The organism is Vibrio coralliilyticus ATCC BAA-450 (assembly GCF_000176135.1).
Classification (GTDB): domain Bacteria; phylum Pseudomonadota; class Gammaproteobacteria; order Enterobacterales; family Vibrionaceae; genus Vibrio; species Vibrio coralliilyticus.
Window position 1 is genome coordinate 15760 of sequence record NZ_ACZN01000007.1, and the last position, 21192, is coordinate 36951.

The 21192-nt window shown below is 48.6% G+C and carries 20 protein-coding genes; 10 read left to right on the forward strand and 10 right to left on the reverse strand.

What is annotated here, in order from left to right; all coding sequences use genetic code 11:
- Positions 1–41 precede the first annotated feature (41 nt).
- Positions 42–986, reverse strand: coding sequence for a FecR domain-containing protein (locus tag VIC_RS00680; protein WP_006957181.1), 945 nt, complete (start codon positions 984–986; stop codon positions 42–44).
- A 2-nt stretch (positions 987–988) separates the two neighbouring features.
- The gene (locus VIC_RS00685) at positions 989–1507 is read right to left on the reverse strand and encodes a sigma-70 family RNA polymerase sigma factor (protein ID WP_006957182.1); all 519 of its coding nucleotides are present in this window, start codon (positions 1505–1507) and stop codon (positions 989–991) included.
- A gap of 462 nt (positions 1508–1969) precedes the next feature.
- Here VIC_RS00685 and gmk point away from each other — a divergent pair, with 462 nt between their 5' ends.
- The 5 genes from gmk to recG all read left to right on the forward strand — a co-directional run bounded on the left by gmk (position 1970) and on the right by recG (position 8104).
- Complete coding sequence (gene gmk, locus VIC_RS00690; RefSeq protein WP_006957183.1) at positions 1970–2593, forward strand: guanylate kinase; 624 nt, start codon at positions 1970–1972, stop codon at positions 2591–2593.
- Between the two features lie 127 nt (positions 2594–2720).
- Complete coding sequence (rpoZ, locus tag VIC_RS00695) at positions 2721–2993, forward strand: DNA-directed RNA polymerase subunit omega (RefSeq protein ID WP_006957184.1); 273 nt, start codon at positions 2721–2723, stop codon at positions 2991–2993.
- Between the two features lie 40 nt (positions 2994–3033).
- Positions 3034–5157: a bifunctional GTP diphosphokinase/guanosine-3',5'-bis pyrophosphate 3'-pyrophosphohydrolase gene (spoT, locus tag VIC_RS00700; RefSeq protein ID WP_006957185.1), complete on the forward strand. Its 2124-nt coding sequence runs from the start codon at positions 3034–3036 to the stop codon at positions 5155–5157.
- A 65-nt stretch (positions 5158–5222) separates the two neighbouring features.
- Positions 5223–5906: a tRNA (guanosine(18)-2'-O)-methyltransferase TrmH gene (gene trmH / locus VIC_RS00705; protein WP_006957186.1), complete on the forward strand. Its 684-nt coding sequence runs from the start codon at positions 5223–5225 to the stop codon at positions 5904–5906.
- Positions 5907–6025: 119 nt separating this feature from the next.
- The gene (recG, locus tag VIC_RS00710; RefSeq protein WP_006957187.1) at positions 6026–8104 is read left to right on the forward strand and encodes an ATP-dependent DNA helicase RecG; all 2079 of its coding nucleotides are present in this window, start codon (positions 6026–6028) and stop codon (positions 8102–8104) included.
- Between the two features lie 92 nt (positions 8105–8196).
- Here the strand turns inward: recG and cysQ are convergent, their stop codons facing one another.
- The 4 genes from cysQ to VIC_RS00730 all read right to left on the reverse strand — a co-directional run bounded on the left by cysQ (position 8197) and on the right by VIC_RS00730 (position 11116).
- On the reverse strand, positions 8197–9024 hold the full coding sequence (gene cysQ / locus VIC_RS00715) for a 3'(2'),5'-bisphosphate nucleotidase CysQ (RefSeq protein ID WP_006957188.1): 828 nt from the start codon (positions 9022–9024) through the stop codon (positions 8197–8199).
- A gap of 26 nt (positions 9025–9050) precedes the next feature.
- Positions 9051–9599, reverse strand: a complete 549-nt coding sequence (gene nudE, locus VIC_RS00720) for an ADP compounds hydrolase NudE (protein ID WP_006957191.1) — start codon at positions 9597–9599, stop codon at positions 9051–9053.
- Positions 9600–9730: 131 nt separating this feature from the next.
- Complete coding sequence (gene nfuA / locus VIC_RS00725; RefSeq protein WP_006957194.1) at positions 9731–10318, reverse strand: Fe-S biogenesis protein NfuA; 588 nt, start codon at positions 10316–10318, stop codon at positions 9731–9733.
- 93 nt (positions 10319–10411) lie between these two features.
- On the reverse strand, positions 10412–11116 hold the full coding sequence (locus VIC_RS00730) for an amidophosphoribosyltransferase (protein WP_006957196.1): 705 nt from the start codon (positions 11114–11116) through the stop codon (positions 10412–10414).
- A 58-nt stretch (positions 11117–11174) separates the two neighbouring features.
- Here VIC_RS00730 and bioH point away from each other — a divergent pair, with 58 nt between their 5' ends.
- Together bioH and VIC_RS00740 are read left to right on the forward strand one after the other, a co-directional pair.
- Entirely contained in the window at positions 11175–11972 is a 798-nt protein-coding gene (gene bioH / locus VIC_RS00735; RefSeq protein WP_006957197.1) for a pimeloyl-ACP methyl ester esterase BioH, read from the forward strand.
- 109 nt (positions 11973–12081) lie between these two features.
- Entirely contained in the window at positions 12082–12552 is a 471-nt protein-coding gene (locus VIC_RS00740) for a hypothetical protein (RefSeq protein WP_006957199.1), read from the forward strand.
- A 73-nt stretch (positions 12553–12625) separates the two neighbouring features.
- Here the strand turns inward: VIC_RS00740 and VIC_RS00745 are convergent, their stop codons facing one another.
- On the reverse strand, positions 12626–14953 hold the full coding sequence (locus VIC_RS00745) for a Tex family protein (RefSeq protein WP_006957200.1): 2328 nt from the start codon (positions 14951–14953) through the stop codon (positions 12626–12628).
- Positions 14954–15198: 245 nt separating this feature from the next.
- Here VIC_RS00745 and VIC_RS00750 point away from each other — a divergent pair, with 245 nt between their 5' ends.
- Positions 15199–17079 carry a putative ATP-dependent zinc protease gene (locus VIC_RS00750; protein ID WP_006957201.1) on the forward strand — a complete coding sequence of 627 codons (1881 nt, stop codon included), beginning with the start codon at positions 15199–15201 and terminating at the stop codon, positions 17077–17079.
- Between the two features lie 35 nt (positions 17080–17114).
- Here the strand turns inward: VIC_RS00750 and greB are convergent, their stop codons facing one another.
- Positions 17115–17591, reverse strand: a complete 477-nt coding sequence (gene greB, locus VIC_RS00755) for a transcription elongation factor GreB (RefSeq protein WP_006957202.1) — start codon at positions 17589–17591, stop codon at positions 17115–17117.
- Positions 17592–17774: 183 nt separating this feature from the next.
- Here greB and ompR point away from each other — a divergent pair, with 183 nt between their 5' ends.
- Together ompR and envZ are read left to right on the forward strand one after the other, a co-directional pair.
- Positions 17775–18494: an osmolarity response regulator transcription factor OmpR gene (ompR, locus tag VIC_RS00760; protein ID WP_006957204.1), complete on the forward strand. Its 720-nt coding sequence runs from the start codon at positions 17775–17777 to the stop codon at positions 18492–18494.
- Between the two features lie 70 nt (positions 18495–18564).
- The gene (gene envZ, locus VIC_RS00765) at positions 18565–19875 is read left to right on the forward strand and encodes a two-component system sensor histidine kinase EnvZ (RefSeq protein ID WP_006957205.1); all 1311 of its coding nucleotides are present in this window, start codon (positions 18565–18567) and stop codon (positions 19873–19875) included.
- A gap of 53 nt (positions 19876–19928) precedes the next feature.
- On the opposite strand, the gene VIC_RS00770 is transcribed toward envZ, so the two are convergent.
- Together VIC_RS00770 and VIC_RS00775 are read right to left on the reverse strand one after the other, a co-directional pair.
- Positions 19929–20690 (reverse strand): type II secretion system protein N, encoded by a 762-nt coding sequence (locus tag VIC_RS00770; protein ID WP_006957207.1) that lies wholly within the window; start codon positions 20688–20690, stop codon positions 19929–19931.
- 6 nt (positions 20691–20696) lie between these two features.
- Positions 20697–21188 (reverse strand): type II secretion system protein M, encoded by a 492-nt coding sequence (locus VIC_RS00775; protein ID WP_006957208.1) that lies wholly within the window; start codon positions 21186–21188, stop codon positions 20697–20699.
- Positions 21189–21192 lie beyond the last annotated feature (4 nt).

Genomic DNA, 21192 nt, shown 5'->3' on the forward strand with positions numbered 1-21192 from the left:
CCTCAATCGATGAGAGAAAAATTATCCAAGTTGTCAGTAATTCATGCTCTTTTGCTAGCAATACTGACCCAGAAGCGAGTACGGAAGTGCACTTCAATGGGCAAGATCTGGCGCAGATTTTCCAGTGTTTGGTCGGTATCGCGAATCGAGTACACACCGGAGATACGCAACGCTGATAGCTCAGGGGACACCTTGATCACGCCGCGGCGATAACGGGACAGCTCAGCAATAAATTCCGGTAACGGCGTATCGTGGGCGAGGATTTTTTCTTCTAACCACAACGCATCCGTGGCGAGCAAGCTCTGTTTTCGGCCTTGATGGTAAGCGCTAAACTCGCTTTTCTCCCCAGCGAGCAAGTGTTGGCCTTGTGCCTGTCGCTGAGACTTCGCGATGACTTCGCCTTCGAACACACTGACCCGCGTCTGTTCAGGTTCGAGGCGAACACTGAACTTAGTCCCGATCGGCGTCACACTGCCCTGTGGAGTGATGACATGGAAAGGCGTCAGGTGATGGCCAGTGGTGACCATAATTTCACCTTCCATCAGGCGGATAACTCTTTGATGCTGATTGAAATCGACACGCATGCGACTGGCGGTATTGAGCACAACCACGGTGCCATCCGACAGCTTTATCGGCTTCACTTCTCCAGTGGCAGAGGCGTATTCCGTTTCACCTTGTGGCATGGCTGCATCACTGGAAAGCACCAAACTCATGGTGGCTAGAGAAACGCCGCCCCAAATCAACACTTGCCTGCGTGACACGCGTTGACGATAGGTTCCTAGCACCTTACTACCCGACTGCGGATCCGGCAGGGAGGTAAATTTTTGCTGTAGCGACTCCATCTGTCGCCAAGCGTAGTCATTGTCTGGGTGACGAGTGCGCCAGAGATGGAATGCACGCTTATCCTGCTCGGTCACATCGTCCGACCACATCCGTGCCATCCACAATGACGCCTGTTCAATTGATTTGCGAGATACGCGCTCCATGTTCAGTAATAACCTTCCATGGCAGCCAACATACAACCTTGCAACGCTTTGGCGACGTATTTCTCCACTGAAGAGACCGACACCTCAAGACGCTGAGCAATTTCCTTGTAACTCAAGCCTTCCATCTGCCTGAGGATCAAAGCCTGACGAACCTTAAATGGCAATTTGTGCAACATGGCATCAATCTCCACCAGCACTTCAACCATCATGGTTTGAGTTTCCGGCGATGACGCCACGTCTTCAGGCTGTTGTTCAAGCAGCTCTAAATAGGCGGTTTCAATCCGGCGGCGGCGATAGAGGTCAATCACCAAGCCTTTGGCAATGTGCGTAAGGTAGCGACGTGAATCTTTACGCTCGGGCAATTTACCGCTGACAAGAAGGCGCAAATACGTATCCTGGACCAGATCGGCACTGACTTGAGGGCAACTCAATCTCCGCTGAATAAACAACGAAAGCCAGCCATGATGCTCTCGATACATGCTGTCTACTTCGTTGATATCCACAGGGCTGATGGCCGTCATAATTTGCCACTCCTTTCTTTCAGTTGCATAAGATCACAAATGAAAATAATTATCATTAAAATTTATTCATAAGCAACGATTATCGAAAAAAAGTGTGCTATAGAAATTCAATCTATTGTCTAAATCATAAATAAATCAGTTAATTATGTTCAAAAACTAGACAAAAAAAGAATTTAACCGCACATCAACTTATTTAAAAGACTGATTGGTAAGGAGAAATTGAAATCAATCAGGGTCATTCAACTAAGCATTTCGGAGGAGGAAAAAGCGCCGATCATCTGCATTTAAAAAGCAGCTACTCTCCACTCAAATGCTTGTGAAGATCCTTAGGATCATGCTACTCTTCGCCTCCATTTTTCTGACCTAATTTTCACCACTTCGGTGATCCTTCATGGTCGGTGCTATCTTTAACATGTCGGCTTTCCAAGTCGGCAAGATCAAACCAAACGTGGAATTGTACCTATGGGCAAAGGCACTCTTTATATCGTATCTGCACCAAGCGGCGCGGGTAAATCGAGCTTGATTTCAGCCATGCTGGAAACCAATCCGACTTACGCAATGAAAGTGTCTGTATCGCACACGACACGCGGCATGCGCCCGGGTGAACAAGATGGCGTCCACTACCATTTTGTCCAGAAAGAGTATTTTGAAGAGCTGATCGACCAAGGTGCTTTCCTTGAGTACGCCGAAGTGTTTGGTAACTATTACGGCACTTCACGTCCGTGGATTGAAGAGAATCTCGATAAAGGTATCGATGTCTTTCTTGATATCGACTGGCAAGGCGCTCGTCAGATCCGCGAACAGATGCCTCAGGCACAAAGCATCTTTATTCTGCCACCATCAAATGGTGAGCTAGAGCGACGCCTCAATGCTCGCGGTCAAGATAGCGAAGCCGTAATTGCTAAGCGCATGGCCGAAGCAAAATCAGAAATTTCACACTACAACGAATACGACTATGTGATCGTCAATGACGATTTCGATAGCGCACTGATGGACTTTAAAGCCATCATCCGTGCAGAAAGATTGAAGCAAGATAAGCAAGCTGCTAAATATAAAGGCATGCTTGACGCGCTTTTAGCAGAATAAACTGGCTTGTTAACAAGCTGTTTATCAAGAAATACTGTCTCTGCCTACTCTGATCTAGACACTGGGAACACTGAGACTGTATAATTTCTCGTCATACAAAATTTTAGTTAACTAATTTGGAGTCCTCATGGCACGCGTAACTGTTCAAGACGCTGTTGAAAAAGTTGGCAACCGTTTCGACCTAGTTCTCATTGCGGCTCGCCGCGCTCGTCAAATGCAAACTGGCGGTAAAGATTCACTAGTGCCAGAAGAGAATGATAAGGCAACGGTTATCGCTCTACGCGAAATCGAAGAAGGCCTGATCACTAAAGAAATCCTAGATGCTCGTGAGCGTCAGGAACAGCAGGAACAAGAAGCAGCAGAACTAGCAGCCGTAAGCAGCATTGCTCACAGTCGTTAATCTGACTTCCTTCTCATCAACTATCTTCCAGGCCTAAAGTTTGTATCTATTCGATAGCCTAAAAGACGTTGCCCAAGAATACCTATCAGAGCCTCAAGTTGAGGCTCTGCGTCAATCTTATGTGGTAGCGAAAGATGCCCATGAAGGGCAGACCCGCTCAAGCGGTGAACCTTATATCATCCACCCTGTTGCTGTAGCTCGTATCTTGGCGGAAATGCGCCTTGATATTGAAACGCTACAAGCCGCCCTTCTTCACGATGTGATTGAAGATACTGAAGTCACCAAAGAAGAGTTAGAAACTCAATTTGGTACTACAGTGGCCGAACTGGTCGATGGTGTGTCTAAGCTGGATAAGCTTAAATTTCGAGATCGCAAAGAAGCTCAGGCTGAGAACTTCCGCAAAATGGTCCTTGCCATGGTGCAAGACATTCGCGTTATTCTGATCAAACTGGCTGACCGTACGCACAACATGCGCACTTTGGGTGCTCTACGTGCTGACAAAAAGCGTCGCATCGCCCGTGAAACGCTGGAAATCTATTCTCCACTCGCTCACCGTCTTGGTATCCACAACATCAAAACCGAACTTGAAGAATTAGGTTTTGAAGCCTTGTACCCGAACCGCTATCGCGTTCTTAAAGAAGTGGTGAGATCGGCGCGTGGTAACCGTAAAGAGATGATTCAGCGTATTCATGATGAAATTGAAGGCCGTCTTGAAGACGTTGGCCTGAAAGCTCGTGTATTTGGTCGTGAGAAGAACCTGTTCTCCATCTACAACAAGATGAAGACTAAAGAACAGCGATTCCACACCATCATGGATATCTACGCTTTCCGTGTTGTGGTTGAAGATGCCGATACCTGTTATCGCGTATTGGGTCAGGTCCACAGCCTGTACAAGCCGCGCCCGGGCCGTATGAAAGATTACATTGCGGTACCAAAAGCGAACGGCTACCAGTCTATCCACACTTCAATGGTTGGCCCACATGGTGTGCCGGTTGAAGTGCAGATCCGTACCGAAGATATGGATCAAATGGCAGACAAAGGTGTCGCAGCACACTGGTCTTATAAAGGCAGTGGTGATCGCACCGGTACCACAGCACAGGTCAAAGCCCAGCGCTGGATGCAAAGCCTGCTTGAGCTACAGCAAAGTGCGGGTAACTCTTTCGAATTTATCGAAAATGTTAAGTCTGACCTATTCCCGGATGAGATTTACGTCTTCACACCGAAAGGACGCATTGTTGAACTGCCTGTTGGCGCCACTGCGGTTGATTTTGCTTATGCGGTACACACTGATGTAGGTAATACCTGTGTTGGTGCACGTGTTGACCGTAACCCGTATCCACTCAGCAAAGCGCTTAAGAACGGACAGACGATCGAAATCATCAGTGCGCCTGGCGCACGTCCAAATGCAGCTTGGCTGAACTATGTAGTGACTTCTCGTGCGCGTACGAAGATTCGTCAGGTTCTGAAGACTATGCGCCGTGAAGAGTCGGTGACGCTAGGTCGTCGCTTGCTTAACCATGCACTTGGTGATCTCTCTCTGTCTGACATAGACGAAGAGAATATCAATCATGTCCTTTCTGAGCTGAAAGTCGACAGCGTGGAAGACCTGCTGGCGGATATCGGCTTGGGTGAGCTGATGAGTATTGTTATTGCTCGTCGCTTACTGGGTGATGTCGATGAGCTGACCGAAGTAGCAAGCAGCGATAGCAATAAACCGAAGAAGAAGCTGCCAATCCGTGGAGCGGAAGGGCTGCTTCTAACATTCGCCAACTGTTGTCACCCGATTCCAGACGATCACATTATTGCTCACGTCTCACCGGGTCGCGGCTTAGTGGTGCACCGTGAAACCTGTCCAAACGTACGCGGTTATCAGAAAGAACCAGATAAGTACATGGCAGTGGAATGGTCTGAAGACTACGATCAAGAGTTCATTACTGAACTGAATGTCGATGTACAAAACCGTCAGGGTGCTCTGGCTGAGTTGACCAATGTGATCTCCCAAACGGGGTCAAACATTCATGGTCTTTCCACAGAAGAAAAAGATGGCCGCCTGTACACAGTGACCGTACTTCTGACAACTAAAGATCGTGTCCACCTAGCTGGAATCATGCGGAAAATCAAAGCGATGCCACACACATTGAAAGTGCGACGTCGTAAAAACTAATCTCTTTTTTCGAAGAAAAATGCCCTTGAAATGACCGTTTCAAGGGCTTTTGTTTTACTGCCATTATGAATTTAGAACGCTACAACCGAATCCAACAAGTCCTCAAGTCCCGTCAGGCTGACCTGACTTTCTGTCTTGAGGAAGTCCACAAGCCAAACAACGTATCTGCGGTGATAAGAACTGCCGATGCGACAGGTATCCATAAGATCCATGCTGTTTGGCCGAATGATATGCGCACTCTTAGCCATACTTCTGCCGGTGCCCGTAACTGGGTTGAAGTGGAAACCCACGACTCTATCGGTAAGGCAGTTGCCGAGCTGAAAGATCAGGGCATGCAGATATTGGTCACCAACCTGTCTGACACTGCAGTCGATTTTCGTGAGATCGACTACACCAAACCGACAGCCATTATTCTTGGTAGCGAGAAAATTGGCGCTTCCGAAGAGGCTAAGCAACTGGCGGATCAAGACATCATCATACCGATGATTGGCATGGTGCAGTCACTCAATGTCTCGGTTGCCAGCGCGGTTATCATGTACGAAGCTCAGCGCCAGCGCCAAGCAGCCGGTATGTACGACAATCAGGTCAGCAACTTACCGCAAGAAACCATCCATCGCATTCTGTTTGAGCGTGGCCACCCTGTTTTAGCAAAAGTTGCCAAGCGTAAAGGCTTAGCGTACCCACCACTCGACGAACAAGGTCAGATTGTCGCGGACGAAGCATGGTGGCAGGAAATGCAGAAGAAATAATCCCGCTGCTCAGCGTCAGGCAAGGCGCGCTATTTTCTCCTGTACAAAAACACAGCTCGGTGGTTAACTATTAGGGTAATCGCCTATGTAACTTACTGAATAACTTACCGAGCTTTGTTATGTCCCAATTGCTATCTGCTGTTCCTCTCACTTCTCTGACTGGCGTTGGCGCCAAAGTCGCGGAAAAGCTGGCAAAAGTCGGGCTCAATTCAGTACAAGATCTGCTTTTCCACTTACCGCTTCGTTACGAAGACCGCACACGCATTTACCCTATCGTCAAGCTGCATGCTGGGTTGTGGGCCGCAGTACAAGGGAAAGTGATGAGCGCCGATACCTTGTTTGGCAAGCGAAAAATGCTGACGGTAAAAATCAGTGATGGCAATGGCACCATTACACTGCGCTTTTTCAATTTCACCGCTGCAATGAAGAATAATTTTGCCGAAGGTAAAACCGTTCACGCCTATGGTGAAATCAAACGCGGCAGTTTCGGGTTGGAAATCGTCCATCCGGATTACAAGTTTTATGCCCCTAATCAGCCAGCCGAAGTGGAGCAGAACCTGACGCCGGTTTACCCGACCACAGACGGCTTGCGCCAAATCACCTTGCGCAATCTGACCGATCAAGCATTAGCCTTAATTGACAAAGCCGCGGTCCAAGAACTACTGCCTTCTGGCTTGTATAACCAGCAAGTTTCGCTCGCTCAGGCGCTGCACACCATTCACCGCCCGACACCGGATATTGATTTGCAGGCATTTGATGAGGGTAAGCACCCGGCGCAAATACGCCTGATTATGGAAGAGCTACTGGCTCAGAATCTCTCCATGCTTTCCGTCCGTAGCAAAGGCCAACAAGATGTTGCTCTGCCGCTGGCTGAGCGGAACCAACTTAAACAGCAATTACTCGATCAATTACCTTTCTCACCAACCAAAGCACAATCACGCGTTGTCGCCGAAATTGAGCAAGACCTTGAGAAGCCTCACCCGATGATGCGCCTGGTTCAGGGGGATGTCGGTTCAGGTAAAACCTTAGTCGCGGCATTAGCAGCGCTACGGGCCCTGGAGCATGGTTATCAAGTAGCGCTAATGGCGCCGACTGAACTGCTGGCCGAGCAGCACGCGCTCAACTTTGCTCAGTGGCTGGAACCAATGGGCATAAACGTTGGCTGGCTTGCAGGTAAATTAAAAGGCAAAGCCAAAGAAATCGAGCTGGCGAAAATTGCCAGTGGCGAAGCACAAATGGTGGTCGGTACCCATGCTCTGTTTCAGGAGCACGTCATCTTTCATCACCTTGCGTTAGTCATCATTGACGAGCAACATAGATTCGGCGTCCACCAGCGCCTTGAACTGAGAGAGAAAGGCGAAAAGCAAGGCGCTTTTCCTCATCAATTGATCATGACGGCGACACCGATTCCGCGCACACTGGCGATGACCGCCTATGCCGATCTTGAAACCTCCGTCATTGATGAACTGCCACCGGGCCGAACGCCAATTCAGACCGTCGCCATCCCAGATACCAAACGAGATGATATTGTCGAACGTGTTCGCAACGCCTGCCTCAATGAAGGCAAGCAGGCCTATTGGGTATGCACCCTGATTGATGAGTCAGAAGTTTTAGAAGCTCAGGCTGCTGCTGATACCGCTGAAGAGCTACAAAGAAAGCTGCCTGACGTTAAAATTGGCTTAGTGCATGGCCGGATGAAACCGGCGGAAAAACAGTCGGTCATGCAGGACTTTAAAGACAACAAGCTGCACCTCTTGGTCGCGACCACCGTGATTGAAGTGGGTGTGGACGTCCCTAACTCAAGCTTAATGATCATTGAAAACCCAGAGCGATTGGGACTGGCTCAGCTGCACCAGCTACGCGGTCGAGTGGGTCGAGGCAGCGTCGCCAGCCATTGTGTGCTGCTCTACCATTCTCCACTGTCTAAAACCGCACAAAAGCGTTTAGGTGTGCTTCGTGAGAGCAACGATGGCTTTGTCATTGCGCAGCGCGATTTGGAAATTCGCGGCCCCGGAGAACTACTGGGGACCAAGCAGACCGGAATGGCTGACTTTAAGATTGCCGATTTAATCCGGGATCAGCATTTAATCCCTGAAGTGCAACGTGTCGCGCGTCATATTCATGATAACTTCCCAGACAATGCAGCAGCGATTATCGACCGCTGGCTGGGAGACCGAGACATGTATTCGAAGGCATAGTAAGAAAAGTAGAAAGGGTTGGTACACAATGACCAACCCTTTTTATTTGAAGAGTGAGAGTAATAAACAGTGCGACAAGCGCTTTAGTTTAGCTAGTCTTTCACTTGGAGGATTTCGTCCCAAGGTAGGCGTTCATCGCCAAGAACGATGAAGTTAGGGTTTTCCAGCGTCTCACGCTCATTGTAGGACAGAGGTTCAAGCTGAGTACTTAGAATCCGGCCACCCGCCTCTTCAACAATACACTGAGTCGCCGCGGTATCCCATTCCCCAGTAGGTCCAAGACGCAGATAGCAATCCACCGCGCCTTCCGCCACTAAGCACGCTTTAAGCGCCGCAGAGCCCAATGGTACCAAGTCATAATTCCAACCACTGCTCATGCGACTAGTAATACGATTGATGTCTTGGCGACGGCTGATCGCAATCGCAATTGGGTGCGCCTGACCATCGTGATTGTGGGTCTTAATCCGCACACTTTCGTCCATGTCTGGGATTTTCCATGCCCCTTTATCTTTGTAGGCATAATACGTCACGCCAGACACTGGGCCATACACCACTCCCATTATCGGCTGATGATTCTCAACCAATGCAATAATAGTCGCGAAATCGCCGCTACGAGCAATAAACTCCTGTGTCCCGTCTAACGGGTCCACCAACCAATAACGGCTCCATTGCGAGCGCTTATCGAGGCTGATATCAGCGGCTTCTTCCGATAACACGGGAATATCCGGCGTCAGATCGGAGAGCTTTTCCATGATCAGTTTATGTGCTGCGATATCCGCACTGGTCACCGGTGTTTCATCACTCTTGGTGTAGGCTTGGTATTCTTTTTTCTCGTAAATATCAAGAATTAGCTGACCTGCCGAGCGGGCAATATCAATCACGGCAGGCAAATGGTGGGAAAGGTCTTCTGTCATTGGCATAGTCAATCCTTCACGCTCTACATTGATTATGGTTTTAAGATACGTAGAGCAAGCATCAGCGCGGTAATACTGCGCGCCTCACAAAAATCGAGGTGAGTCAGAAGCTCTTCTGCCTGGGCAAGTGGCCAGCGAATTACTTCCAAAGGTTCAGGTTCATCCCCTTCTAATTGTTCTGAGTATAGATCCTCTGCGATAAACAGGGTCATTTTGCTCGAGAAATAAGAAGGCGCGAGCACCACATCTTTCAATGGTGTCAGCTTGTTGGTCCCGAAGCCGATTTCTTCTTTCAACTCTCTGTCGGCAGCTTCTGCTGGCGACTCTCCAGCATCAATCAACCCTTTAGGAAAGCCGAGTTCATAACGTTCGGTACCTGCGGCATATTCGCGAACCAGCAATATATCTCCCTCTGCGGTTACTGGCACCATCATCACCGCGTTACGACCACTCGGTTTCATGCGTTCGTAGGTGCGTTCAACACCATTGCTAAAGCGTAAATCAAGCGCTTCAACGGCAAACAATTTGGATTGAGCTACAGTTTGTTTTGCCAGAATTTCTGGTGGGTTCCGTTTAGCCACTTGCTTACTCCTTAGCCGTAGAGGAAGTCTTTAATATATGAGAAAACTGTCATGTTTGAAAACAAAAAAGGGCTGACTTTTTCGTCAACCCTTTGTATTGCATATGGTTAAATCTGTTATTTATCCAGTTATCAGTAGTAAGAGTGCTCACCACGGTCATGCTCAGTCGCATCGCGAACTGCGCTCAACTCGCCCTCAAACTGTTGCAGCAGTTCTTTCTCGATACCTTCTTTTAGTGTCACATCAACCATAGAACAACCGTTACAACCACCGCCAAAGGCAACAATCGCGATACCGTCTTCAGTGATTTCTACCAGATTGACGTGACCGCCGTGCCCTGCTAGTTGAGGGTTTACCTGAGTTTGAATCACGTATTCAACACGCTCAACCAATGGTGCATCGTCAGACACTTTACGCATTTTCGCGTTTGGCGCTTTCAGCGTCAGCTGAGAACCCATTTTGTCTGTCACGAAGTCGATTTCCGCGTCTTCAAGGAATGGCAGGCTCAGCTCGTCAACGTAAGCAGAGAAACCTTCATACTTGATCTCAGTATCTGTAGCTTCAATCGCTTCAGTTGGGCAGTAAGAAACGCCACATTCTGCATTTTGCGTCCCCGGATTCACAACGAATACGCGGATGTTCGTCCCTTCTGGCTGTTGGCTCAAAAGGTTGGCAAAGTGTTTCTGGGCATTTTCAGTAATAGTAATAGGATTTGACACGACGAATACCTGAGTAAATTTGTAGGCTATTTGAGCACCATTTTACTCCTGATTTTCGCAAGATCTAGCCTTTTAGATCAAATCAGAGACACTTTAGCGGCTAGAAGGTTCAGGAGTGCGACAAATGCAATAAATATCAATGGTTTTCACTCCAGCATCAAGCAATAATTCACATAATTGATGTACTGTACTGCCCGTAGTTAACACATCATCGACAATAGCGACATGCTCGGCATTTATCGACTTTCTTAGATGAAAAGCCTGACGCACATTCTCCTTACGCTGCTTTTTATCCATTCCTTGTTGCCTTTCCGTTGCACGCTTTTTCTTAAATAGAGCCTCACAAGGCACATCCAGCTCTCGACCAATTTGCCATGCCAGATGCTGACTTTGGTTGTAGCCACGATAACAGTAACGACGCCAGTGCAAGGGGACAAAAGTAATCAGGTCTGGTCGAGTGTCGATGCGTGACACCAACAGCAAAGACAAGGTTTTAGCCTGCCAGTACTGACCTTCGTACTTAAGTCGGTGAACGTAACTCGATAGCGGCGGTTGATAGTCTCCGACACAATACAAGTGCGTCCACAATGGCGGGGCAACTAAACATTCCCCACACATTTCGACGTACTCAGAGGTCACCAAGCCACATCGTCTGCAGCGAGGAACTGGCGCAAAACGTCGCAGACAGAAACAGCAGAATAAGGGGTGCGCCGCTTGCGATCCGATCGCCATCTGGCACAAATCGCAATGACTGGGTAACAGGTAGGCTGTGTGTTTCTTAATCCAATCGGTTAACATGGCGCTCAATATCTGACAACTAGATAATTAACTTACCGCTTTAAATCAGGTGTAAAGGATGGAAAACGTGGCACAGAATGAGATCAAACCAACAACGCCATATTGGCAGTCAACAGGTCAAGGTGACGATTTGGTCTTAGTTCATGGGTGGGGGATGAATGGTGCTGTCTGGCATCAGGCCGTTGAGCAGTTAAGCCAGCATTTTCGCGTGCACGTCGTTGACCTACCGGGGTTTGGCCACAGCCATCAATTACACTTCGAAACGATGGAAGAGCTCGCGCAACAGGTTCTGCACAGCGCACCTGACAATGCGATTTGGCTCGGCTGGTCTTTGGGTGGCTTGGTGGCAACACACATCGCGATTCATCACCCAGAGCGCATAACCAAGCTAATCACCGTTGCTAGCTCACCTAAGTTTTCAGCAGAAAAGCGCTGGCGTGGAATCCAACCCCAAGTTCTGAGTGCGTTCACCGAGCAACTAGTAGATGATTTTCGCGTCACCATTGAGCGATTTATGGCGTTGCAAGCAATGGGCAGCCCTTCTGCTCGCCAAGATGTCAAAACCCTCAAGCAAGCGGTCCTATCTCGCCCTGAACCGAACCCTCAGTCCCTGCTCGCAGGCCTACAGCTGCTTGCCGATGTGGATTATCGCCAAGCGCTACTCGATGTCTCAGTGCCTACCTTGCGTTTATACGGACGCTTGGACGGGCTAGTGCCAGCCAAAGTTGCGACTGATGTCGACACACTGATGCCGACCAGTGAGAGTTATATGTTTGGCGCTTCATCACACGCACCATTTATGACCGAACTTAATGAGTTTTGTCAGCAAGTTACCCGATTTTCGGCTGGTAGATAAAAATTATTTTATCCGATACGCTAAAATTTTGACTATAAAGGCCGATAAATAATCGAGCCAAGAAAACGCTGTTTTATTGCATTTTCTGGCTGGGCGTGAGGAGGTTAAAATGCTCGTATCACCTACGAACGTAAGTGTACCGCTGATCGCCCCATCGGTTAATGTGCAAACGGAGCAGGCAGCCAGAGACAATAAAGTCCGCGAGCCCGTCACTCCCACTGTAGCGTTAACCAAAAGTAACGCTGAACGTAAAGTCAAAGCCGATGATAAAAGGCGACGACAATCCTCTTGGGATCCAGCTGAGCACCCGAGCTATGAAGCCAGTGAACAGGAAGAAGTTAAAGCCACTTATCAGGAAGATCCAAAAGATACGCTCGAACGGATTTTCCAGCTGATTGCTCTGGACAGCTACAGCGAAGATCAGGGCAAGGGCTACGCAATGCGCTTTCGGTTACCAAGGCACATAATCGATGCGGCGATAACTGAAGGCAAGATGGCCAAGCGCAGAACCGTAATCAAGTTTCACTACGGTGATGCGGTTGCACCCAATACACCTTCAGATGTAATTGCGGTGTTGTAGTACCTAAGCATAATGATTAGGAAATACCGAAAAAAATCCCCGCAATTGCGGGGATTTGTATTTCTAACCGAGACTATTTCTTGGCTTTAGCAAAAGCAGCGGCAAATGCCCCGCCCATTGCACCATTTGCTGGCTCTTCACGACGACGTTGGCCACCTTTGTTGCCTTGGCTCTGACGTTGTTGACCACGTGGCGCAGAAGAACGCTGAGAGCGGTTATCTTGGCCCGGCTCATCATTAAGACGCATAGACAGACCAATACGCTTACGCTGAATATCCACTTCCATCACTTTGACTTTAACGATATCCCCCGCCTTCACGACTTCTCTTGGATCAGAGACAAATCGATCGGTTAAAGCCGAAATATGCACTAAACCATCCTGATGAACGCCAATATCAACGAAAGCACCAAAGTTCGCCACGTTGGATACCACGCCTTCCAGCACCATACCCGGTTCGAGATCCGACACTTCATTTACGCCATCGGCGAACGTTGCGGTTTTGAATTCAGGACGAGGGTCACGTCCCGGCTTGTCCAACTCTTTGATAATATCGCTGACCGTCGGAACACCAAAATTGTCATCGGTGTAGTCCACAGCATGTAAGCCACGCAGGAACTGAGTATCGCCAATCAAGGCGCGAACGTCTTTACTGTTTTTCTCCGCGATTGCTTTCACCACAGGGTAAGCCTCTGGGTGAACCGATGACGCATCCAGCGGGTTCTTACCATCCATAATACGGAGGAAACCAGCACACTGTTCAAACGCTTTTGGCCCAAGGCGGGCAACTTTCTTCAGTGTGGTACGTGCTTCAAACCGGCCATTCTCATCACGGTAATCAACAATGTTCTGCGCAATAGTGCTCGACAGCCCCGCCACTCGCGTTAACAAAGCAGGAGACGCCGTATTCACATCAACACCAACAGCGTTTACACAGTCCTCAACAACCGCATCCAGACGCTTAGCCAGCATCGATTGGCTGACATCGTGTTGATACTGGCCAACACCAATCGATTTAGGGTCGATTTTCACCAGCTCTGCCAGTGGGTCTTGCAGACGACGAGCAATCGACACGGCGCCACGCAGTGACACGTCCAAACCCGGGAACTCTTTGGCCGCCAGCTCAGACGCCGAATAGACGGACGCGCCCGCTTCACTGACCATAATCTTCTGCACTTTGAGGTTATTTCGCTTAATCAGATCAGCGACAAAGCTGTCAGTTTCACGCGAAGCCGTGCCGTTACCAATAGCGATTAGGTCGACATTGAACTGCTGTACCAGCTTCGCCACCACCTGTGCCGATTTGTCATACTGTTTTTGCGGCGGATGAGGGTAGATGGTTTCCGTGGCTAACACTTTACCAGTTGAGTCCACCACCGCGATTTTCGACCCCGTTCTCAAGCCTGGATCGAGGCCTAATGTGGCTCGTGGACCTGCAGGAGCCGCCATTAACAAATCTTTCAGGTTTGTGGCAAACACTTCAATCGCTTCGATTTCAGCACGCTCTTTCATCGCTCCCATCAGCTCAGTTTCCATGTGCATCGACACCTTGATGCGCCACGCCCAACTGATCACTTGCTTACGCCACACATCCGCTGGGGCTTGGCTAAGTGAAATACCGTAGTGATCTGCAATAATGGTTTCGCAATACGACTGGCGAGCCCCCTCTTCTTGTTCTGGGTCAGCATTCATCGCCAATGTTAAGAAGCCTTCATTACGGCCGCGCAACATGGCTAGTGCACGGTGTGATGGCACCTTGCTTAAGGCTTCATTGTGCTCAAAGTAATCTTTGAATTTTTCGCCTTCGTGCTCTTTACCTTCCACAACGCGAGCCACCAGCTCTGCGTTACGGTTAAGGTGCGCACGAATTTTTTCCAGCAGATTGGCATCTTCAGCAATGCGTTCCATCACAATGGCACGCGCGCCATCAAGCGCCGCTTTCGTGTCTGCAACACCTTTGTCTACGTCAATGTATTGAGCCGCTTCTTGCTCCGGCTCCGTCTGCGGTTCGTTCCACAATTTGTCTGCCAGCGGTTCCAAACCAGCTTCAATCGCAATCTGGCCTTTGGTGCGGCGCTTAGGCTTGTACGGAAGATACAAGTCTTCAAGGCGAGTTTTACTGTCCGCCTGATGGATTTCAGTTTCAAGCTCAGTCGTCAGTTTGCCCTGCTCCTGAATGGATTTCAGAATCGTCTGACGACGATCATCCAGTTCACGCAGGTAAGAGAGGCGGCTGTCGAGATTACGCAATTGGGTATCGTCCAGACCACCTGTCACTTCTTTTCGATAGCGGGCGATGAATGGCACCGTGTTGCCATCATCGATCAGATTAACAGCAGCGGTAACTTGCTCAGTGCGAACATTCAGTTCTTGAGCAATCATTTGACAGATAGCTTGGCTCATCCGTTGATTCTCTTAATTCTATAATGTGAAGGAGTTTGTCTGTTCTAGAGATTGGGGCAAATCATGGATTTTGCAATGTTTTAAATCTTGACCGGAAAAAATCACCGCCTCCTGATAGACGCGGTGCACATTTGTGTCAAAACTGCAGTCGCAATTGAAATATATTCATTATATTTAAGTAAGTTATACCTTTTCGAGTTACTTAATAAGTATCGATACTTTGATTTAGTTTGGGAAATTATTGCATGAAGAAGCTCTCTTTGATTCTGACTTTGACAGGCGCCCTAATGACCGCCCCACAAGCTTGGTCTGAGACCCTTTCCGCCACCACACAAAACCCAGCCTATCAGGTGGACAACGAACTGATTCTGGGCCGCATCGAGAACGTCTACTACAACGATATTCCAGAACTCAAAGGCGTACCCTTTATGGGCAAGATTGACACCGGCGCTGATACCACCTCGATTCATGCTGAAAACATTCACCTCACCAGCACGCATCCAGACTTTAAAGATTTGACCGATAATGACCTGCTATGGGCGGTGGTTAACGACCGACGTGAAAACAAGCTGAAGAGAAATACAGAAACCTACTTGTCTTATCAGGTCACTATTGCCTTTACTATTCGCCACCCGTATACCGGTGAAGATATCAATATCAAAGACGATCTTGAACGCATCAGCATCATCCGCAGCCGCACCAGTAAAAAACCTATTCTTCGTCCAGCGGTAAGAATGCCACTAACAATCGGCGGCCGTACCGTGGAAGCCATGATTAACCTCACCAAGCGCAGCCAGTTTTCGTCGCCCATCCTGATTGGTAAAACCTTTCTTGAAGATAACGCTTGGGTGATGGCAGGTTATGATTACCTGCAAGAGCAACCTCGTGCTCAAGTTATCGGTAAAAAAGAAACCGTAGAAGTTGACGGCATGCCCTATAAGGTGAGTGTCGCAACCACCAGTCGTTACTCCAACGCCCATGCTGTGGATGTAAAAATCGACAAAAAGGCTCAATCAGTATCGTTCAAGTTGGAAGATGAAAAGGGCGAGCGTAAAGCCATGACTCTGCCATTAATCCGTATTTTGAACACCAGCAATGGTGAGCGTCCACTGGTTTACCTACCAGTCAAGCTCAATCAGAATCGCACTCAGCATTGGCTGGTTTATTTACGTGACCGCAGCCATTTAAGCAGTCAGATCAGCCTTGGACGAGATGTCGCCAGCGAACATTTCGTTATCGATACCGATAGCGAAAACCTGCTCAAAAAGGCCGATACCAGCTTCAAGACTGCCCTCAAGTCTGACCCATTGGTGATCTCTCCCAAAGAGACTATCACCATAGACCAAGAGTTCAGCATTCCTGCGCAACCTAGTTTTATCGTTAAAACTCCACTGCTGAGAGTCAAAGAGTTTGAGCTCAGTAAGAAAAGCGGTAAGGAACAGGTCAGTTTCACGCTTGAAAACAGCCAAGGTGAAATGAAAACGGTGACGAAGCCTGTTCTTCGTAAACTCAAAGTCGGTAAATCCGTTCGTCCGGTTGTCGAGGGCGTATTCGAATTAGGAGACAAGAAACGAGAACTCGAATTTGCTATCGATAATCTTGGCAAAAATGACACTAAGCCTTTCTTCGTCATGGGCCACAGCATGGCGAAAAGCAGTGTACTACTCAACACCCGCACAGAGGATCTACTCAGCCCAAGCCCACTGTTCAAAGCTGGTCACATTGAAGTTGTTCAGGTGGAAGATCTGGCTTTTCCGGTCAAGCTCGACACGGGAGCGGATGTCAGCTCAATCAATGCCACAAACATCAAGCAATATCAGAAAGATGGCAAAGATATGGTGACGTTCACCTACGAAAATGATGTCGGGATGAAACAGGAATTCACTCGAGAAGTAGTCGATGTGATGCGCATTACAGCCAAGAAAGGGGAAAAAGCCAACGTGCGCCCTGTGGTTGAAATGCGAGTCAGGCTGGGAGAGTTGGATAAGATCATTCGCGTTAACCTGCAAGACAGAGGGCGATTCCACTACAGCATGATTCTGGGCAAGAACTTCCTCAAATACGGGGCAATTGTCAGCAGTGATAAGGACTACATCATTACTGAAAAACCGGACTACGAAAAATAAAAGACAAGTGCCGCGCTGCTCTGCGCGGCACCATTTCAACCGGTATAACAAATACTGTTCACAAACCACTCTTTCTCGCCTTCCGGCGTTTTGACACTGAATTCGTCATCCACTTCTTTCTTTAGCAGAGCTCGCGCCATTGGCGAGTCAATCGAGATGTAATCTTTGGCGCCACCATAAATCTCATCGGGGCCAACAATGCGAAACTTTTTCACTTCTCCGGCTTCATTTTCCACTTCGACCCATGCACCAAAAAACACTTTCCCTTCCTGCTGCGGAGCGTAATCGACCACTTTAACCTGCTCAAGACGCTTGCGTAGATAACGTACTCGACGATCAATTTCACGCAGACGTTTCTTATTGTATTGGTAATCCGCATTCTCTGAGCGATCCCCCAAGCTCGCCGCCCACGTCACTTTTTTGGTCACTTCCGGGCGCTCTTCTTTCCATAGAAAATCGAGTTCTTTTTTAAGTCGGTCAAAGCCTTCGCGTGTGATTAGGTTTGTTTTCATATTTCTGACGCTAGTGAATTGAATATGGCGTATACATTAGCTAAAAAGGACTTAAAAAGGTAATAATCGTTAACAATTCTTTGCGCCACTTTCATCAGAACAATGTTACATTCTGATTCGTGAAAAAGGGCTGCACAGCAGCTCTGTCAAAGCGCTAGCTTATTTAATAGGTGGAATCATTACATGCAAGAAAATCACAAGATCTTAGTCGTTGATGACGATGCACGTTTGCGTGCATTGCTGGAGCGTTACTTGTCTGAACAGGGATTCCAAGTACGTAGTGTTGCTAACAGTGAGCAGATGGACCGCCTGTTAACCCGTGAAAATTTTCACCTGATGGTATTGGATTTAATGCTGCCAGGCGAAGATGGCCTGTCGATTTGTCGTCGCCTGCGTAATGCCAACAGCACCTTACCGATCCTTATGCTCACCGCAAAAGGGGACGAAATTGACCGAATCGTCGGCCTGGAAGTGGGCGCAGACGACTACCTACCAAAACCATTTAATCCACGTGAGCTACTGGCTCGCATCAAAGCAGTACTGCGCCGTCAGACAACTGAGCTGCCGGGCGCACCGAGCTCAGAAGAGTCAGTGGTCGAGTTCGGTGAGTTCAGCCTAAACCTAGGTACACGTGAAATGTTCCGCGGCGATGAGGCGATGCCTCTAACCTCGGGCGAATTTGCAGTACTTAAAGCACTAGTGACCAATGCCCGCGAGCCGATGTCACGTGACAAATTGATGAACATGGCCCGTGGCCGTGAGTATTCCGCGATGGAACGCTCCATTGACGTACAGATTTCACGTCTGCGCCGTATGTTGGAAGTCGACCCGAGTAAACCTCGCTATATTCAAACTGTGTGGGGCTTAGGTTACGTGTTCGTGCCAGACGGTAAAGAAGCATAATTGCTCACCTGATGAGAGTGCGAGACTATGTCTCGCACTTTTTGTTTTCACCTCTATCAAGGCCGCCAATATGCGTATTCGCAGTTCCTTTACTCAATCGATTTTTATCTTTCTGACCTTATTGATTGCCAGTCAGGTTTACTCCTACTACGCCGTATTTAACTATGCGTTGATGCCGAGTTTGCAGCAGTTCAATAAGATCCTCGGCCACGAAATCAATCTGATGCTCGATGATTCTGCTGCCATAGAAGGCGGCTTGCAGATGGATGCCCCCTTGAGACGCAGAGTTCTGGAGCAGTTAGGTGTCACCATTCATGCCGACGATAGTCCAATAGCGGATGAGTATTATCATGCGGTCAGTATTGATCTCATGAGCGAAGAGATGAGTAAAGAGCTCGGTTCACCTACCGATGTGCGCATGATGCTGGGATCCGAAAGTTACATTCTGTGGATGAAAATCGATTCTTTGCCCGGCTCTCTGCTGCGTATTCCGCTGTCTGAATTGCAGGAAGAAGACTTTGCGCCACTATTTCGCAATAGCTTGATTATGGCGTTACTGATTGTCGCTGGCGGCTGGCTTTTCATCCGTTTACAAAACCGACCTTTGATTGCTCTGGAAAAAGCCGCTAAAGGTGTTGGTCGAGGGGATATTCCTCCGCCTTTACCAGAGAAAGGCGCGACAGAAATCCGTTCGGTAACGCGAGCATTTAATCAGATGTCAAAAGGCATTCAGGCTCTGGAAGAAGACCGCGCACTGCTGATGGCGGGCATCAGTCATGATTTAAGAACGCCTCTGACACGCATCCGTCTTGCCACTGAAATGATGTCACCGGAAGACAGCTATCTGGCTGAAGGTATCATCAGTGATACCGAAGAGTGTAATGAGATCATCAGCCAGTTCATGGACTACCTAAAACCGGTCAATAAAGAGTCATTCATCGAGGTTGATCTCAATGAAATCGCCAATGATATTGCGACTTCAGAGGGTGGCTACGAAATTCAAATTGAAACGGAGTTGCAGCAACCACTTAAGGTCACTAATGGTAGCCCGATAGCGATTAAGCGAGCGGTGAGTAACTTAGTAGTTAACGCAATACGCTACGGCAATGGCTGGGTCAAAGTCAGCACTGGCGTAACCGCGGACAACAAGTTGGTCTGGGTGTGCATAGAAGACAATGGCCCGGGTATTGAACAAAGTCAGATCGGTAAGTTATTTGAACCTTTCACCCGAGGCGATACCGCACGTGGTAGCGAAGGCACAGGCCTTGGGCTAGCGATTGTGAAACGTATCGCCAGCCAGCATAACGGCAATGTAATCATCAATAATCGTAGCGGTGGTGGCTTACGGGCGCAGATCAGTTTTCCGACTGCCGGCAAATAATTACTAAAACAAAAAGGGGCCGAAGCCCCTTTTTTTAATGAATTTCAACAGCCTTAGAGGCGCCCTTGATAAGTAAACTGATAACGACCTTCAGAGTCTGGCGTTGGTAACCATTTCAGTTGTTCTGCCAATGAGCCTGGAAACTCGTTGCCCGGTTTAAACCAAGCCGAAGCCTGATAACTGCGATTGGCTTGCATCACAACTTCCGCCGCACTGCTCACCTGTTGACTGTTTTGATCACCTTTCAGTGTGATCTGGCTATCCTGACAACTAAAGTCGACCACAACTGGGCCAACGCTCAGCTCATCCAATGGCGTAATCACTTTATCAGTACTCCATACCACTGACCCTTCACCAGTCTGGCAATAAGGCACGGCATACACCATCGACTTAATACTCAACTCAACCTGCCCTGTCAGTTCAACAGGCACTGGCATCGGAGGTGTCAGTTCGAGGATTTTTTCAACCGGTAATGAAGCGATCAGATTCTCGGCATAAGGGCCCGACATACTGTAGCCTACAACACCGCGTCCAGTGACTTGCATGTCACTACCTCGACCAAAACGGACCTGTGCTTCGGCTTTGCCCGTTAGAAGTTTCAGTGGCGCCAATTGCCAATGCAAAGCCCCTAACTTCTGTCTTTGCCAACTAACACCTGTGGCGCTGCCATCCCAGATGGTACCTGAAACACCACTAATCACTAACTGCGGTGGCAATGGTAAATAGTTCAGCACAACCTGAGCGGGAACATGCGCCACAGCACTGACTAGAAAGACCATCACCAGCGCCAAACTGAGCAGAATGACTCTTTTCACTTCGCGTTATCCTTTAACAAACTGTAGGCGCTTGACTTCAACCGTCCCATCTTGCTCACCTTTATCAATATCCATAAAGGTTGCTGAGACACCATGCTTTTCCTGCAGGAACGTCATCCAATCAATCAGGCGGTTAAATGGCATCGGCTGAACCCAAACCTGCAGTTCCTCGCCACGCGGCTGGACCCTGACAAGCTCTGCACCAAAACGTGAAGCCGTTGAAGAAATGGACTGGTTAAGTGGCAAGCTCGACGACGCTACTCCACCCTGAGCACGCAGTTGGCTGATATTGTCTGCTTTGTCTTTCACCCAGTTGAGCAGTTGTTTCTCACTCTGGATACGATTCGTTGCCATTTCGGCACGCTGACTGACTGGTTGCAATATGCCCCAGTAGATCACACCCAAAAACAGCAGTACCGAACAAGCGATTAATAAGCGCTGCTCACGCTGGCTAGTGCCAACCCACCACGTCTGAAGTGAAGATAATAATTGTTTCATCAGC